This is a genomic window from Vagococcus martis (assembly GCF_002026305.1).
In the GTDB taxonomy this organism is placed as follows: domain Bacteria; phylum Bacillota; class Bacilli; order Lactobacillales; family Vagococcaceae; genus Vagococcus; species Vagococcus martis.
This window is the reverse complement of the sequence record NZ_MVAB01000001.1, coordinates 903,214-919,623: the sequence shown is the minus strand read 5'-3', so window position 1 is coordinate 919,623 and position 16,410 is coordinate 903,214. Positions and strand designations below refer to the sequence as shown.

Annotated in this window: 17 protein-coding genes and 1 pseudogene; 16 read left to right on the top strand and 2 right to left on the bottom strand. The window is 32.5% G+C overall.

The genetic code is table 11. The annotated features are described in order from the left end of the window. Window positions 1-70 precede the first annotated feature (70 nt). The 5 genes and pseudogenes from BW731_RS04385 to tnpA form a co-directional block, all read left to right on the top strand. Window positions 71-490 (top strand): MerR family transcriptional regulator, encoded by a 420-nt coding sequence (locus tag BW731_RS04385; RefSeq protein ID WP_079346057.1) that lies wholly within the window; start codon window positions 71-73, stop codon window positions 488-490. 76 nt (window positions 491-566) lie between these two features. Beyond that, window positions 567-1,448, top strand: a complete 882-nt coding sequence (locus BW731_RS04380; RefSeq protein ID WP_079346055.1) for an aldo/keto reductase — start codon at window positions 567-569, stop codon at window positions 1,446-1,448. Window positions 1,449-1,523: 75 nt separating this feature from the next. Continuing rightward, complete coding sequence (locus tag BW731_RS12840) at window positions 1,524-1,706, top strand: hypothetical protein (protein ID WP_233120435.1); 183 nt, start codon at window positions 1,524-1,526, stop codon at window positions 1,704-1,706. Between the two features lie 277 nt (window positions 1,707-1,983). Continuing rightward, on the top strand, window positions 1,984-3,282 hold the full coding sequence (locus tag BW731_RS04370) for an MFS transporter (protein WP_079346053.1): 1,299 nt from the start codon (window positions 1,984-1,986) through the stop codon (window positions 3,280-3,282). Window positions 3,283-3,510: 228 nt separating this feature from the next. Next, window positions 3,511-3,801 (top strand): annotated as a pseudogene (tnpA, locus tag BW731_RS04365) (IS200/IS605 family transposase); the annotation flags it as partial. A gap of 176 nt (window positions 3,802-3,977) precedes the next feature. Here the strand turns inward: tnpA and BW731_RS04360 are convergent. Beyond that, on the bottom strand, window positions 3,978-4,712 hold the full coding sequence (locus BW731_RS04360; protein ID WP_079346051.1) for a RibD family protein: 735 nt from the start codon (window positions 4,710-4,712) through the stop codon (window positions 3,978-3,980). Between the two features lie 133 nt (window positions 4,713-4,845). On the opposite strand from BW731_RS04360, the gene BW731_RS04355 reads away from it, so the two are divergent. The 7 genes from BW731_RS04355 to BW731_RS04325 all read left to right on the top strand — a co-directional run bounded on the left by BW731_RS04355 (window position 4,846) and on the right by BW731_RS04325 (window position 9,628). Further along, window positions 4,846-5,730: a LysR family transcriptional regulator gene (locus BW731_RS04355; protein ID WP_079346049.1), complete on the top strand. Its 885-nt coding sequence runs from the start codon at window positions 4,846-4,848 to the stop codon at window positions 5,728-5,730. Between the two features lie 95 nt (window positions 5,731-5,825). After that, on the top strand, window positions 5,826-6,350 hold the full coding sequence (locus BW731_RS04350) for a flavodoxin (RefSeq protein WP_079346047.1): 525 nt from the start codon (window positions 5,826-5,828) through the stop codon (window positions 6,348-6,350). Between the two features lie 2 nt (window positions 6,351-6,352). Continuing rightward, window positions 6,353-6,766 carry a cupin domain-containing protein gene (locus BW731_RS04345; RefSeq protein ID WP_079346045.1) on the top strand — a complete coding sequence of 138 codons (414 nt, stop codon included), beginning with the start codon at window positions 6,353-6,355 and terminating at the stop codon, window positions 6,764-6,766. A gap of 40 nt (window positions 6,767-6,806) precedes the next feature. After that, window positions 6,807-7,094: a carboxymuconolactone decarboxylase family protein gene (locus tag BW731_RS04340; RefSeq protein WP_233120536.1), complete on the top strand. Its 288-nt coding sequence runs from the start codon at window positions 6,807-6,809 to the stop codon at window positions 7,092-7,094. Continuing rightward, entirely contained in the window at window positions 7,084-8,265 is a 1,182-nt protein-coding gene (locus tag BW731_RS04335) for an MFS transporter (RefSeq protein ID WP_079346043.1), read from the top strand. The genes BW731_RS04340 and BW731_RS04335 overlap by 11 nt, the downstream gene beginning before the upstream one ends. Further along, window positions 8,266-8,667 carry a MerR family transcriptional regulator gene (locus BW731_RS04330; protein ID WP_079346041.1) on the top strand — a complete coding sequence of 134 codons (402 nt, stop codon included), beginning with the start codon at window positions 8,266-8,268 and terminating at the stop codon, window positions 8,665-8,667. Beyond that, window positions 8,639-9,628 (top strand): alpha/beta hydrolase, encoded by a 990-nt coding sequence (locus tag BW731_RS04325; protein WP_233120434.1) that lies wholly within the window; start codon window positions 8,639-8,641, stop codon window positions 9,626-9,628. The genes BW731_RS04330 and BW731_RS04325 overlap by 29 nt, the downstream gene beginning before the upstream one ends. Before the next feature lie 175 nt (window positions 9,629-9,803). On the opposite strand, the gene BW731_RS04320 is transcribed toward BW731_RS04325, so the two are convergent. Beyond that, window positions 9,804-10,085, bottom strand: a complete 282-nt coding sequence (locus BW731_RS04320; RefSeq protein WP_408645962.1) for a transposase — start codon at window positions 10,083-10,085, stop codon at window positions 9,804-9,806. A 263-nt stretch (window positions 10,086-10,348) separates the two neighbouring features. Between BW731_RS04320 and BW731_RS04315 the strand changes: the two genes are divergently transcribed. The 4 genes from BW731_RS04315 to BW731_RS04300 all read left to right on the top strand — a co-directional run bounded on the left by BW731_RS04315 (window position 10,349) and on the right by BW731_RS04300 (window position 16,335). Then, entirely contained in the window at window positions 10,349-11,593 is a 1,245-nt protein-coding gene (locus tag BW731_RS04315) for a PASTA domain-containing protein (RefSeq protein ID WP_079346036.1), read from the top strand. A 53-nt stretch (window positions 11,594-11,646) separates the two neighbouring features. Further along, complete coding sequence (locus tag BW731_RS04310) at window positions 11,647-13,839, top strand: transglycosylase domain-containing protein (protein ID WP_079346034.1); 2,193 nt, start codon at window positions 11,647-11,649, stop codon at window positions 13,837-13,839. 451 nt (window positions 13,840-14,290) lie between these two features. Continuing rightward, window positions 14,291-15,022, top strand: coding sequence for a GntR family transcriptional regulator, LSA1692 subfamily (locus BW731_RS04305; protein ID WP_079346032.1), 732 nt, complete (start codon window positions 14,291-14,293; stop codon window positions 15,020-15,022). A gap of 11 nt (window positions 15,023-15,033) precedes the next feature. Beyond that, complete coding sequence (locus tag BW731_RS04300; RefSeq protein WP_079346030.1) at window positions 15,034-16,335, top strand: Sapep family Mn(2+)-dependent dipeptidase; 1,302 nt, start codon at window positions 15,034-15,036, stop codon at window positions 16,333-16,335. The last annotated feature ends 75 nt before the right edge of the window (window positions 16,336-16,410 follow it).

Genomic DNA, 16,410 nt, shown 5'->3' with positions numbered 1-16,410 from the left:
AATGGATTGCTATGAAGTAAGGTCTAAGGTTTATAATCATATTATATTAATAATATGAGGAGACATGAATATGAATATCAAAAAAGCAGCAGAAATGTTTGATTTGAGTACGGATACATTGCGTTATTACGAACGAGTGGGGGTTATTCCTCCAGTTAATCGGAATGAGAGTGGTTATAGAGATTACCAAATAAGAGACTTAAATTGGATTTACTTAGCTAAAAATCTGCGTCGTGCAGGACTATCGATTGAGTCGATGATTGAATTTGCTCAATTATCTCAATTAAGGGGATTACAAGATGTTGATGAGGCTCAAAAACAATTATTACTGGATCAATTGGATGAACTAGATAAGAAGTTGGCAGAAATGAATGAAGTAAGAGAACTATTAGTCTATAAAATCGATACGTATGATGATCATCTAGCTAAATTTAAAGCTGGCAAGATGACAGATGAGAATATTGAAAAATTATGGGAAAGAAAAAAATAAGTTTTTACTTGCTATAGAGTGAACTCTAAGGTTTATGATTAATTGTGTACTAATAAATGTTTAGGAGGACGAGTATATGAATATAATTAAATTAAATAATGGAGTCGAAATGCCACAACTTGGGTTTGGTGTTTATCAAATACCATTAGAAGAAACAGCTGAGTCTGTGTATCAAGCCATAAAAGTTGGATATAGGTTAATTGATACTGCTGCCATTTATGGAAATGAAAAAGAAACAGGACAAGGGATTAAACGAGCGATTGAAGAAGGTATCGTCACTCGTAATGAATTGTTCATCACATCTAAATTGTTTATTTTACAAACACCGGAAGAAAAAGCAATGAAAACAATAGAGCATTCACTTTCCATCATGGGTTTAGATTATTTAGATTTATATCTTATTCATCAACCATATGGAGATGTTTATGGAGCATGGAGAGCCTTAGTGACTGCCCAAAAAGAAGGAAAATTGAGAGCAATTGGCATATCAAATTTTAAATCATCTAAAATGATTGAGTTTGTTGGATTAAATGAAGTAAAACCTCAAATTAATCAAATAGAGGTCAATCCTTGGAATCAACGGATAGAAGATCAGAAATGGCATGAAAAATATGATGTTCAAATAGAAGCATGGGCACCATTTGCGGAAGGACGACATGAGTTGTTCACAAACAGGGAGTTAGAGGAAATTGGAAAAAAATATAATAAGACAGTGGGACAAGTGGTATTGCGCTGGTTAATGCAAAGAAACATCATTGCTTTAGCAAAATCTGTTCATCCTGAACGTATGGCAGAAAATTTTAATATTTTTGATTTTGAATTGTCAAAAGAGGATATGGGAAAGATTGCTCAACTAGATAAAAAAGAATCTGCTTTCTTTGATCACGATGCTCCTCAACAAGTTGAGTGGTTTATGAAACGAATGTTAGATACAGAAAAAAGTAACCAATTAAAATAAGATAATATCTTTAATGAATTTAATTCGTATAGTGTTCACAAGTTGTTCCGAAATAAGAATAAGGATGCAATAAAAATGAATCCCTTAATTGTTTATTATTCACGATCAAAAAATACACAAGTTATTGCGGAGTTAATACGGGATAAAGTGGACAGAGACCTATTTCAAATCGAAACAAAAGAAAAAAGACTAATGGATTGTAGAGAAGAAGTCAATCAACAGGAACAGGAACAAATAAATGAAGTTCTCCCAGAATGAAAGACAGAACTAGATAATTTTGATGAATATGACTTTACAGGTAAAACGGTTCTTCCTTTTAATACTAATGGTCGCGATGGAGTTGGATATACATTTAGGCAGATAGAAGATGAATCAAATAGAGCGAATGGTTTAAAAGGCTTTTCTATTAAAGGGGGAGAATAAGAGAATGGTATTTTACTGGCGATAAAAGGAGATAGCAAAGATGAAGTATCAAAAGAAATTGATGAGTGGTTAAAAAATAGTAATCAATAAATAATAGTAAAGAAGGATTAGAATGACAAAAGAAAAATTCGGTATGATATTGCCCATAACACTGTTGGCTTATTTTTTAATTTTAATGGATAATTCAATTATTTTTACGAGCTCTGTGCAAATTGCAGATAGTTTATCACTTTCGCATAAAGAATTATCTTGGGTATCAAGTGCGTATACTATAACGTTTGGTGGATTTCTTTTGCTTAGTGGACGACTATCCGATTTACTTGGCAGAAAGCGAGTCTTTATTTTAGGTTTAAGTATTTTTGGATTAAGTTCATTGGTAATTGGATTATCACAAAGTGGGTTAATGATGATTATAATGAGGGCAATTCAAGGAGTGGGAAGTTCAATTATTGCGCCAACAACATTAGCTTTAATCATGGATACTTATGAGAATGAAACACGTCAGAAAGCTATCTCATATTATGGTGCAACTGCGGGTATTGGATCAAGTGTTGGCTTAATTATAGGTGGTGGCCTGACTAGTTTTATTTCGTGGCGAGCGGGCTTTCTGATTAATGTGCCATTTACATTAATCTTGCTTCTATTAACCATAAAATTTGTAAAAAAATCTCAATTAAAAAAAGAAAAAATAGATTATTTAGGAAGTATTTTATCTATAATTGGCTTAGCTGGATTAATCTATGGATTGAGTGAAAAAAGTGTTTGGATCATACTATTAGGAATGGCTAGTTTAGCCGGATTTATCCGTTATGAAAATAGAATAAGTTATCCATTACTACCGTTAAACTTATTTAAAAATAGAGTGAGACTAGGGGCTTATGTTGCTCGATTATTATTTATGATGACGATGCTTCCATTTTGGTTTTTTATCCCTCAAATGCTACAAAGTCAGTATGGATTTACAGCATTGGAATCAGGGTTGGCATTTTTACCTTTAACGATTGTTAACTTTATAGCGGCGTTGCAATTACCTTACTTAACTAGAAAATTTGGAAACAATAATATTTTGTTTGTTGGAGAATTAATATTAGCAATTGGTTTGATTATACTGGTTCTATCGGACATCACTAATGGATATTGGCTAGCCATATTCATTCCAATGATAGTTCTGGGATTAGGTCAAGGATTGATTTTAGCTCCTGTTACATCAGCAGGTGTGTATCAAGCACCTAAAGAGATGGCAGGTATTGCTAGCGGAATAACAAATACGATGCACCAAATTGGAGGGCCTATTGGGTTATCTATAATTGTTGCAACAACGACAAATTTTTATACTGAAGTATGGTTGATGATTATATTTACACTAATTAGTGTAGTAGTAACGTTCTTTAGTATTATAGTTACAAGTTAAAAAATGTTATTTTGAATAAACTATATTTTCAAATATACATTATAACAGTAAGAAGCTAACTCAAAAGTCTTAAAATAGAAAAAACCCCATGAAATCAGTTTATTAAAACACTGATTTCATGGGGTTTCTGTTTAATAACTTTATTCTGTTTCGCACGATTTCGTGCGAAACAGAAAAACCATGCGTGAAAGAAATAGCTTCTTTATGTCTAATGACGATAAAAGTTTAGCACACGCAATGACGGATTATATTCATATGCTGATAAAAATATCACCAAAACAATTAGTGTCAATTTTTATGAGGTTTCTTGAAGGAAGGAGTATTATCTTAATTTATGAGTAACAAAGAAATTTGAAATATAAATATGGAAATAGAAGTTTTTGGTCGAAAGGCTATTATGTTAGCACAGTAGGTTTAAATCAAAAGACAATGCAAAAATATATTTGAGAACAAGAAGCAGATGACAGAGTAAGAGAAAGTATAAGTAAACGAGAATATATGAATCCATTTAAAAAATAGAAAGTTTCTCGAATTGTGTTTAGCAGTCTTTTAAGAGGTTTTTTAGAGGATATGTGAGTAGTGAGCTCTTCTAGGGCTATTAAAAAGCCACCCGTTTTCACGGGTGGATATTTACTTTGTTAGTTTAGTGATTTTCATTTAAAAAGTTACTTTTGGGTCAGCCTCAGTTTCTCTATTTAAGCGTCTTTTCGATTATCTACAGAGTAAGTTAGCCATACAGACGAGTTATCTTTTGTTTCAATGTTTTTTAATGTAAATGATACTGGTGTATCTTCTGAAATATTTTTTCTAGCTTCAAATAAAGCCGGTGTATCAGGAGAACCGTCTGCAACAGGTGATAATACAAGACTTAATTCGTCACAAAATCCTTCTTGAATAAACGACCAGTTTAATACAGCGCCTCCACCTAACATAATAGAGTCTAGATGAAAAACATTTTTAAGTTTGTCTAGAAGTAAAGCAATATCTAAAGAATCCTCTCCAGCGATAATATAAGAAATTTCTTTACGTCTAAGAAAATCTTTATAAGCATTGCTTACCTTATTCGTTAAGACTTCAAGTACAGTAGCAGTTGTGTCTTTATACTTCAAAGTATTACTTTGCCAGCCAAGCTTTCCTGACGTATCAATGGAAATATAGTATTTATCAGTTTTCTTAGGAAGAATAAAATCACCTTCTGGAACAATAGGTGCATCAGCATTTAAATCCGGTTTTTTATAATGAGTGAAATTATCATCTGTCGTTGTTCTACCTGATAACCACCCTTGGTTTTTATAATGTGCCTGTTCGCCAAACGCAATATTGTAGAACCAGTCACTCGCTAATTTACTTTTGGGTTCCCCCATATATTTACCCATGATTTTTCCATCTAAAGATGTTGCCATATGGCAAAAAATATACGGTCTATTCATATAAATCACTCCTTTAATAAGTTGATAAGATAAGCATACGACTTAGAGTGTACTCTATGTCAACTAATTAGTTGCAATAATAAAAAAAATGAGTCATCATTTATATAAATCATTAAAAGGTTAGGTGATGCTGATGGAAATTCGACTATTACGATACTTTTTAGCTATTGCAAAAGAACAAACCATTTCCCAAGCGGCTGAAGTATTACATATAACTCAACCGACATTAAGTCGACAATTAAAAGAGTTTGAAGAAAGTTTAGGAACGACATTGTTTATTCGAAAAGATAAAAAGATGTACCTTACCGAATCTGGTCAATTTTTAAAAAATAGAGCAGAAGAAATATTGTATCTAACAGATGAAACAGAACGTGAATTTCAGATTAAAGGGGATATTTTACTTAAAGGAAATATTAATATTGGATGTGTAGAGGCAGATAATTCAGATACATTAGCCTTAATGTTAGAAGAATTTACAGAAGAGCATCCACAGGTGAGTTTTTCTATTTTTAGTGGCACAAGTGATGATATTGTTGAAAAATTAGAGCGAGGATTGTTAGACATTGCGATTCTGTTGGAGCCGATTAAAATCACTAATTATCACATTTTTCCATTACCACGTAAGGAGAGATGGGGCCTTCTTGTATCCAACCAATCTTACTTAACTCAGAAAGAAAGTATTCACCTTGAAGAGTTGATAGGTGTACCCCTACTTATCTCATCCCGAAATGATATTCAACAAATGATTTATTCTTGGAAAGGGATAGACGAGGAAGATTTAAATATCGTTGGGACATTCAATTTAATTTTCAACGTCTTTTCTTTAGTTGCTAATAGGGTTGGATCTGCTTTGACTATTGAAGGAGCTGTATATAATCGTCAAGACACTGAGATAACCTTTTTACCATTGGAACCAGAAATTACAACAAATTGTGTCTTAGTGTGGAAAAAGAATCATATGTTTTCGCCTACTGTTGAAAGGTTTATAGAAACATTCCAACATGCTTTTGAAGCATAGTACATATATCAATAGGCATTCGTTATTCCGAATAAAAAGCTGTACCATTAACTTGTTCAATAAGTTAATGGTACATTTTTTTGTGAGGTGAGACGTTGGTAAAAGTAATTTATTTTTCAAGAGAAGGTGAGAATTTAGTTAATGGTCAAATCAATATAATCAATCAAGGAAATACGAAACAATTAGCTAAAATCATCGCATCACAGTTAGACTGTGACATGGTTGAAATTAAACCAGTTAAAGATTACCCAATATCGTATTTAGAAACAATTGATATTGTTGAAAAAGAACTTAGGGAAAATAGTAAGCCAGCATATTATTCTGTAAAAAATCCATTGTATGGCAATCATTTATTCATTGGTTTTCCAACATGGTGTGGATCAATGCCAAGAATCATGAAACACTTTTTAGAACAGGAAAACGTATCGAAGAAAATTATTTACCCATTTTGTACACACGAAGGAAGTGGATTTGGACGCAGTTTATATGAATTAAACAAAGTATGTCCATTATCTAGCGTTATGCCTGGACTAGCCATCCAAGGTTCCCGTGTAAAAACATCACAAAAATCAGTATCAAATTGGTTAGTTCATTACAAACATTATAGTAGGAGGAATTAATAATGGTAAAAAATGAAGAAGTAAGAGAAGGAATTATATTTCCAGCAGGGGAGAAAAATGACGCTTACAGTCAATACTTTATCGGTCAAAGTTATCTTAATACGTTGATTGCAGATCCAGAAGTTAGTGTGGGAGTTGGTAATGTTACATTTGAACCAGGTTGTCGAAATAATTGGCATATTCATCATGATGGATTTCAATTATTACTAGTGACTGGTGGAGAAGGTTGGTATCAAGAAGATGGAAAAGAAGCACAATTTTTAAAAGCTGGTGATGTTATTGTGACTCATGATGGTGTGAAACATTGGCATGGTGCAACAATAGATAGTTGGTTTGAACATATTGCTATTACGGCAGGAACACCAGAATGGCTAGAGCCTGTTTCAGATGATATTTATTTAACGCTTAAAAAGTAAAGGGGATAATAAGATGAAAAAATAAACAGCAGGGAGAGACATACTGGGAGATATTTCTCCACAATTTGCTGAATTAAATGATGATATTTTATTTGGCGAAGTATGGAGCAGAGAACAAGAACTATCGGCTCGTGATAGAAGTTTGATTACGGTTGCAAGTTTAATGACACAAGGGGTGCCGCAGTTAGAAGCACATTTACAAAAAGCGAAAGAAAATGGTGTGACGAAAGAAGAAATAGTAGAAGTTATCACACATTTAGCATTTTATACAGGATGGCCTAAAGCCTGGAGTGCATTTGATTTAGTGAAAGATATTTATGGCAACTAATCATGTAACAAAAAACGGGCTAACAAAGGGGTCTTTGCTATCAGCCTCATTATTTGTTGTATCGGGAGGGGCGATAGCTGGGAATATACCAACAATTGCAACATCTTATCCCGAGGTAAATAAGGTGCTAATAGAATTAATTACCACGATTCCTTCACTATTTATTGTTTTGACGGTTGCATTTAGTTATAAGATAGCCAAAAAAATAGGATATAAACAAACTGTAAGTTTAGGTTTGTTATTTGTAGGGTTATCAAGCCTAGCCCCGTTATTAACCAATTCATTCACATTATTTTTTATTAGCCGAATGGTATTTGGTATAGGGATAGGTTTGTTTAACCCATTATTATACCGATTTTCAAGTGAAATATATTCTAATAATCAATTGTCAACAATGATTGGGTTACAAAGTACATTTGAAGGTATAGGTGGAATGTTATTGACTTTTCTAGTAGGACAATTATTAAAAATTGATTGGCAAGTATCATTTTTAGCTTATGCTTTAGCTTTTCTAGTTTTAATATTGTTCAATAAATATGTGCCTGATATAAAAAAAGAAGAAATTATTCAACAAAAGTCTCTAGATAAATCAATTAAACAGTCGAAGAACATTCTTTTATCAATTCTTTTACTTGTCGTTGTTGTCACAATCTATATGTCCATCACTATTAAAATAACTCGTTTACTGATAGAAAAAGGTATTGGTAATGCAACTGATGGTAGTAATATGATCGCACTTGTCGGATTAGGAGCTATGTTAGCGGGCATCTGTTTTGGAGGATTACTAGAAAAATTCAGAGAATGGGTAGTGATTTTATCGTTTACCGGATTAGCTATTTCGATGCTTGGTTTTTATGAATCAAGTCAACTATTATTTATGGGAATATATTCAATATTATGTGGTTTTTCATTTCGATTATTTATTCCCTATTTGTTTAATTTATTTAATCAAATAGGTCATGACGAATCCGAAAAAAGCACATCATTGTTGTTAATAGGATTTAATATCGCAGTAGCTTTAGCGCCGATTAGTTTATCAGTACTTGAAAGTAGTTTAAGTATTAAGGATGAGAGTACATTATTTTTAGTTGAATTTTATATTTTAATTTGCTTAATTCTAGTGATAACCAGTATTAAATTAGTTAGTTTAAAAAAAAGAAAGGAAGATTAAATGGAATATAGTATTGGTGAATTAGCAGAATTAGTTGGAATGACAAGTCACGGGCTAAGATTTTATGAAAAAGAAGGATTAATTTCACCTAAAAGAAAAGGGAAAAATCGAGTTTATTCTGAAGAAGATAGATTATGGGTTGAATTTCTAATGCATATGAAAGATACAGGAATGTCTTTGCAAGATATGAAACAGTATGTTGTGCTTAGAAAGCAAGATAATCCTTCACTAAAAGAATTAATGTCTATTTTGGTAACGCATCGAAATAAAATTAATGAGCAAATTCTGAATTATCAACAAAACTTAGATTTATTAGATAAAAAAATAGCCGTTTATGAAGAAGAAATTGATCAGAAAAAAGAGTACGATTTATTTGAAGAATTTATGGCAAGTCACGGATAGAAAGGAAGGAAGAAAAAATATGGCAACAGATGGAAATTATATTTTTATATTGGATAAAAAAGTTTCAAGAGAACATGTATCCTTTAAAAATAGGTTTGGCATAAGGCTTTCAGCAGATTTATATTATGATAAAAAACTAGACCTATCTAAAGAACATGCTGCAATTGTCATTGGATCACCCTATGGCGGGGTAAAGGAGCAAGGACCTGGTATTTATGCTAATGAGTTAGCTAAACGTGGATTTATCATCTTAACGTTTGACCCATCATTTAATGGCTACAGTGGCGGTGAAATTAGGCATATATCATCTCCAGATTTATTTGTAGAGGATTTTAGTGCGTGTGTTGATTTTTTAGGGACACGATCATTTGTGGACCGAAATAAAATAGGTGCTATCGGTATTTGTGGTAGTGGTGGATTTGCATTAAGTGCTGCACAAGTAGACAGACGAATTAAAGCTGTTGCAACAGTTAGTATGTACGACATTTCAACAGCACAACGAGGCTCAGAGATGTTAGAAGAAGAAAGAAATAGTCGTTTAGATGATATGGCGGAACAACGGTACATAGATTTTGAACAAGGATATCAAACATTAGGCCCTAGAGGAGCTGCAATTGGCTTTACAGATGAAACGGATCCAATAAGCAAAGAGTTTGGTGAGTTTTATTCAACACCTAGAGGGTACCATCCTAATGCGACTACTCAATTTAGTATAACGAGTAGCTTTTCTTTTATGAATTTTCCTTTATTATCTTACATTAAATCTATTTCACCACGTCCAATCTTGTTTATAATGGGAAGTAAAGCACATTCATGCGCATTTAGTGAAACAGCATACGATTTAGCAAATGAACCGAAAGAATTATTTGTGGTTGCTGAGGCAAATCATGTTGATTTGTATGACAAGGTAGAAATGATTCCTTTTGGAAAATTAGTATCTTTTTTTACTAATTACTTGTAGAATAATTTTGACTTAATAAAGTAGGTTTCCATTTTAGGTTATACAGTGGAGTACCAAATGTTTTTTTAATATATATTATAACTATGAGTTAAAATTATAAGATGATGAGAGGCTGACCCAAAAGTAACTTTTTAAATGAAAATAACTAAACTAACAAAATATAAATCCCATGAAGTCAGTGTTTTAATAAGCTGATTTCATGGGATTTTTCTATTTTTAAGACTTTTGGGTCAGCCGATGGAAAGTCTTCTTTAGTCAATTGAAAATAGGCAGCGTTCATATCAGTGACTAGAAATTTTACTTTCTGTCGTTCCTCTAAGAGCGTACGATTAAAATAAACAGTGAGTTCGTTTAATGTCCGACTAGGCAGTATATCTACTAATTCTCCTGTTTTTCCATCGGCATATATAAAGCTCATTTTATCTTCACTAGTAGCATGCAATTTAAATTCATCTATCTTTAAAACTTCAGGAAACTGCAGGAGTTTAAGTTGGTGAGGGAATTGTGTTCAGCAGTTTTTTAAGAGGTTTTTTTTAGAAGGAGGAAAAGAGATGTTTGTTAGATAATATCAACATTATGGGATAAAGAATCGTTTTCCATACAGACAATTGAAAACTTTATCTTAGAACTTTTTTATTCTTTTTAGTGTATAATAAAATATAGATTTATTAAAAATCACCTAACTATATTAATAATAAGAAACACATGAGGTTATATGAAATGAAAAAGAAAAAACGTGTGAGGTTATCAAAAACCAAAAATAAAAAATATAGAAAAATAAGTAAATCTTGGAAAATGTTTTTTTATTCATTTTTTGTAATGGTCAGTTTAGTCAGTGCTTATTTATTTTTTAAAGCATATCATTATATTAACGATATTCCTGAAGCACAAAATATAACACAAGAAGAAATATATCGTCTAACTAGGATTGAAGAAACAGATACTAGGCTAATAAGATCTTTAAAAAATGATGCCTTTGAGTCTTGGTTGTATGAAGCAAATGATGAAAAGGTTAAGAAATTAGCTAAAAATAAAGAGTTATTATTAGAAGTAATGGAAGGTAACACGGACGTTTCAGATATTGATAATGCTATGTCGGACATAAAGAGACGTATTGATATTGTAGAAGATATAGATATTGAAGAATTATATGTGTTGTACTATAAAAGCATATTACCTAAAAAGTATAATGAATTAATGGCTGTTTTTCAAAACGCAACGATTGCAGACTCTGAAAAAATGAGCAAAGAGGCACAAGATTTGCTTGACTTATTGCATAAAATATATAATCAAGAAGGCATGTTGACAGTTACAAATGAACAGAGCTTTAAAAAATCTGTTAGCTTATTGGATGATATAAATGATAATATAATTGAAGCAAATAAAATAACAGATCAAGTTTTTTCCTATGCCAGTCTCATAGAAACTATTCCTGAACCAAATACTAAGTTTGGTATGGAGCTAGGTGATTATATAGATAGAACAAATAGCTATATTCAGTCAAAAACTATGGTAGAAGAGTTTAAAAAAAAGTATAGCGAACTTCAATCTGATTTAGAAACTAATGAACGATTAATTAAACGGTCAGTGAATATGCCGGATATAGTTGGCATGACTGTTAAAGAAGCTAAAGAAGAGATAAATCAATTGGATTTAAATTTGAGTATACAAGGGTATACAAATACGATGTATAAAAGTGGAGAATCAGTTCCTGAGAACATCCGCGGTACGGAGAGTTGGGATAGGAATGAAAAAGATCTCATTTTAAAACAGGATCCTTCATCTCAAAGTTATAAATATATCGTTAAAGGCTCTACTGTTACAATAGTGGTTGAAAATCAACCAGTTGAAAAAAGAACGCAATCTTCAGAATCAAGTAGCTCATCTACGTCTAACTCTAATTCTTCAACAACAAGTGAGACGACTTCATCAAGCACAGAAGAAACAACAAGTTCGGATGATTAAAATTTTTTATTTTAAGAATACTAGATTGAACAAATAAGGAGAGGAGGTTATCGATGTTTTCAAAAAACAATAAAAAGAAACGCTCTAGATTTCTTAACCGTCGTCACTTAACAGCCATTATTCTCGGTATGATTGCTACGATTGTAATACTATCTATGTCGATAGGAGCTTATATAATAAGTAAACGTTACAGTCCTTACAGCTCCTTACTTGAAATTCAAAACATTGATGAGAAGATCACACAGTCTTTCATTATTTTAGATAAAAATGATGAACCGTTAGATAAAAACAATGTCGTCGTTAAATTTGATCCCGTTAAATATCAGCCAACATGGAATGTCGATAAATTATATATAGACACACTTCTTGCTGTAGAGGATGCGTCTTTTTATACGAGAAAAACAAATGGTTTCTCCATTAAAGATACAATGGGGGCAGTAGTGTCGCAAGTCAGAAAAAAACTAGGTCAAAAAGTTGTTACAAGAGGTGCCTCAACAATTGAGCAGCAGTTGGTTAAGATTATGGTTTTTGGAACAAACAATAAAAATACATTGTCAGATAAGATTATTCAATTAATTGATGCTAGAAAGCTATCACAAAAATATAATCGTGATGATATTTTAAAAGCTTATCTAAATGAACTACGTCTAACACCCAATACTGTAGGAGTTAGAGCAGCCTCAATTGAGTTGTTTGATAATGATATGTCAGATATGGATACAAATGACCCCAAACAGGTAGCTCAGATTGCTTACATGGCTGGGTTAGGTCAATCACCATCAGTTTATGTTCAAGACTTTGAAAAAAGTGGTAAGCAACGGACGCTTACTGTATTAGCAATTATGAAAGAAAATGAGCTGATTGGTGATAAAATATATAAACAAACCGTCGAACTAGTCCAAAGTGAAAAGGAAGAGTTTGCATTAAAAAGATATAAGCAGCAAGGGACACCAAAGGAATACCAACCTTATGTTGCAAAAGTGAAAGATGAATTGAGTAGCTTAAATTTACCGCAAAATACCACGATTACGGTTAAAACTTATGCAGATAGTAATCAATTAAAAGAGTTACATAGCATAGTAGAAGGGACTTATCCTCAGGACGACCGATTACCTAATGGATATATTGAACATAAAGAAAGTTTGACTGCTATTTCCGTTGTAGATACGAAAACAGGACATATTATAGGTCTTGCAACTAATTCAGATAATCCGATGATTCCATATACAGCAACACGATCTTCAGGCTCTACAATAAAACCACTTCTTGATTATGCTACAGCTGTTGAGTATGCAGGATTGACACCAAATACGATTCAAAATGGAAGTTCTTTTACAGTAGGAGATTGGAAAGTTAATAATTATGGCAATCAGAATTTTGGTAAAGTTAGTGCATCATTTGCCTTAGGGCTGTCGCTAAATACAGCTGCTGTTGAGGCATTTCAGATGACCAATGATCAGCAAAAAAATACTATGATGGAACCACTCGGCCTAGCATCATATAACCCAAAAGGCTCAAATTACACAGCTGAGCAAGCAATTAATTACCCTACAAATGTTTTGGCACTATCTTCAGCATTTAGTGTATTTGGTAACGATGGGGTTCGAGTTGAACCAACAACTATTGAAAGTATTGAAACAGACTCTGTCAAAATTAATCTTTCTGATGCTGAAAGCAAACGAACGATGAGTTCCAGTACGGCAAAAACCGTGGTGAATATGTTAAAAGAAGCCACTGGAGCAAACGGCTCAGAACCTTATGCAGGACCTAAATACACAGGTTTTAGTCAAGATACCTATGTCATGAAGTCAGGATCAAGTAATTTTGAGAGCTCTGTACCAAATAGTCAAAATAAGTCACCAGATTCACTTCTTGTAATGGCTTCGCCTGAGATTTCTATTGCTACTTGGTTAGGTAGCCCAACTTATGTTGATGCAACGTATGCACCAACGACCTTTCCACACGAAACAGCAAATCAAGGGAGAGTATACTTAATGAATAGTGCCTTTAAGGTCATGATGAGTGGCAGAGAAGCAAAATCATTTAAGTTTGGAAATGAAGTGTTTATAGGGGATAAAGAATCTAATCCACTTCTGCCCAAACTCGATACGCTATCTAACACAGACCTAGATGATGTAAATATACAAAACAAGAAACTTGATGAAAAGGATGTAGATGATTATAATTCACTGGAAGAAAAATATTTAAAGACTAAAGAAATATTAGATCAAACATACCAAGACTAGAAACATTAAGTTATTAATTATTTATATTTGGTAAGGTATGATTAACATCCTCAAACACCTCTGATTATGTCGTTTTTATACGAATCTAACAGAGGTGTTTTTATTTTTCTTAACATCATTTGTAAAACGTTCTTAAAAATAGTATATTTTGTTTAGTATATACTAAAAAGTAATGAAAGATGATTGTATAGGTTACACCTAGTTAAACCGAAAAGTAAAGTTGTTTAACATATTTGTGTGTTAAATAGACAATTGCTAATGTATTAAGTAGCTTAATAAAATGTAAAAAATTAAAGTAAATGATATTGGTAGTGATGAATAATAGCCTGTTAGAGTCTCTTTAGCTAATTAAGAAACTGCCTCAATTCCATAAGCAGCCAAAAGCCAATTTCTTCGTTTATCAGTAAATCAATAAATAATGGAAAAATAAAAAAGTAGGAGTTTGATTGTTATGAAAGAGAAAAAAAATACGGAGACAGTATATGTGAGTGTTGCACAAGAAATAGAAAGACGGATTAAAGAAGGTATCTATGTAAGCTCTCAAAAATTGCCATCTGAGTATGATTTATCAACAGAATTTGAGTGTAGTAGATTAACAATTCGAAAAGCGATCGATTTGTTGATTAAAAAAAATATTATCGTAAAAAAACGTGGTAAAGGTAGCTATGTCATGTCACAACAAAAAATCCAAAGTGGTCGTGATGGATTGCAAGGATTTACTGAAGCTGCAAAAGCGTATGGAAAAACGAGTGATACTAAAGTTATTTCTTTTGAAAAACTTAAACAGTTAGATGATAAAATAATGACTCAATTGGAGTTAAGCGAATCTGATACAGTGTATGAATTAGTAAGATGTAGAAGCTTAGATAATGAACCGATGACGGTTGAAAAAATTTATTTAAGTGAAAAATATGTAGATGGGTTATCAAAAGAAGACTTTAATCAATCATTGTTTAAATGGATTGAATCGAAAGTAGAAATTGCCTATTCTCATCAAGAAGTAGAAGCGATTTTGGTTAATGAAGAGATGTCCGAGTTGTTAAATGTTCCAGTGGGAGATCCATTACTTTTAGTAAATTCAATAACGTTTGCTATTAATGCGACTCCGATATTATACGATATTTCATATTATAGAGCGGATAGATATACTTTCAAAAATACTTTAGTAAGAGGACATAATTAAGGAGAAGACCGATGACAGTAAATATAAAACATTTAATAGAGAAAAATAAAGAAGAATTTTATAAAGATTTAGATAAAGTGATGCAAATTGAGAGTGTAAAGGGAGCCCCTTTGGATAATGCCCCTTTTGGAATAGGTCCAAAACAAGCGTTGGAACAAGTGATGAAGATAGCTTCAGACTATGGCTTTAAAACAAATATTGTGAATGATGCTGTAGGCTATGCTCAATTTGGAGAAGGTGATGATTATATTGGGATAGTGGGACATCTAGATGTTGTTCCAGCAGGTGATGGATGGTCATTTCCACCGTTTAAATTGAGTAAAAAAGATGAAAAGTTCTATGGAAGAGGAGTCTTAGATAATAAGGGACCGATTATGTCATGTTTGTTTGGATTGAAATTATTGAAAGATATGGGGATTAAGCCAATCACACCCATTAGAATAATTTTTGGAACAGATGAGGAAAGTGGCAGTTCAGACTTGCCTTTGTATTTAGCAGAAGAAATAGCTCCTATCTTTGCATTTACACCAGATTGTAAATACCCAGTTGTTTATGGAGAAAGAGGAATTGTAAATTATACTATCTCTACGCATTTTGATGCAAATGAACTACAACATTTAACGATTCAGGGAGATCAGTCTAGTGCGCATGTGCCGGATGAATTAACAGCAATATTTCAAGAAGAGTCATATCACGTTTTAGGTAAACGTTCGCCATCAAATGCACCAGAATTAGGTGAAAATGCCATTACAATACTAGCTACAAAACTGTCTAGTAACAAAGAAATGTCAGATCAATTGCGCCGTTATTTTTCATGGGTCGAAGAGAGTTTTTCAAAGAAACATTATGGTGAAGGGATTGGTTTAGATTTTGAGGACGAGGATAGTGGGAAATTAATTTTAACCCCCTATGAATTGAAGGTTGAGCAAAATACGATTCAGTTGAGCATAGCTATTCGATATCCAGTTTCAACGAAAGAAGAAGAGGTAACAGAACAATTGCATAAAGTTGTGCCTAAAGAAAGTGAAATTAACATTATTCGACAATTAAAGAGTACAAGTTTCCCAAAAGATGATACAAATGTAAAAAAATTAAGTGAGGTCTATGAAAAAATAACCGGTTTAGACGGTACTCCAGTGACAACAACTGGTGCAACATATGCACGTTTTTTCCCGAATACTGTTGCTTTTGGGCCTTCACTTCCAGGTCAAAAAGGGATAGCTCATAATAGTGATGAATATATGGATGAGAAAGATTTATTATTGAACATGGAAATATATATGGAAGCAATTTTATCTTTAGCATGTGATTAAAAATAACGTCGTAATCAGTATAGACATTATGGTATATACTATTGTATAATGAAAGCGTTATAATATTATAAAGAG

Coding starts and splice junctions, on each gene's coding strand:
- BW731_RS04385 (WP_079346057.1), top strand. CDS start 71: ATGAATATCAAAAAAGCAGCAGAAATGTTTGATTTGAGTACGGATACA.
- BW731_RS04380 (WP_079346055.1), top strand. CDS start 567: ATGAATATAATTAAATTAAATAATGGAGTCGAAATGCCACAACTTGGG.
- BW731_RS12840 (WP_233120435.1), top strand. CDS start 1,524: ATGAATCCCTTAATTGTTTATTATTCACGATCAAAAAATACACAAGTT.
- BW731_RS04370 (WP_079346053.1), top strand. CDS start 1,984: ATGACAAAAGAAAAATTCGGTATGATATTGCCCATAACACTGTTGGCT.
- BW731_RS04360 (WP_079346051.1), bottom strand. CDS start 4,712: ATGAATAGACCGTATATTTTTTGCCATATGGCAACATCTTTAGATGGA.
- BW731_RS04355 (WP_079346049.1), top strand. CDS start 4,846: ATGGAAATTCGACTATTACGATACTTTTTAGCTATTGCAAAAGAACAA.
- BW731_RS04345 (WP_079346045.1), top strand. CDS start 6,353: ATGGTAAAAAATGAAGAAGTAAGAGAAGGAATTATATTTCCAGCAGGG.
- BW731_RS04335 (WP_079346043.1), top strand. CDS start 7,084: ATGGCAACTAATCATGTAACAAAAAACGGGCTAACAAAGGGGTCTTTG.
- BW731_RS04330 (WP_079346041.1), top strand. CDS start 8,266: ATGGAATATAGTATTGGTGAATTAGCAGAATTAGTTGGAATGACAAGT.
- BW731_RS04315 (WP_079346036.1), top strand. CDS start 10,349: ATGAAAAAGAAAAAACGTGTGAGGTTATCAAAAACCAAAAATAAAAAA.
- BW731_RS04310 (WP_079346034.1), top strand. CDS start 11,647: ATGTTTTCAAAAAACAATAAAAAGAAACGCTCTAGATTTCTTAACCGT.
- BW731_RS04305 (WP_079346032.1), top strand. CDS start 14,291: ATGAAAGAGAAAAAAAATACGGAGACAGTATATGTGAGTGTTGCACAA.
- BW731_RS04300 (WP_079346030.1), top strand. CDS start 15,034: ATGACAGTAAATATAAAACATTTAATAGAGAAAAATAAAGAAGAATTT.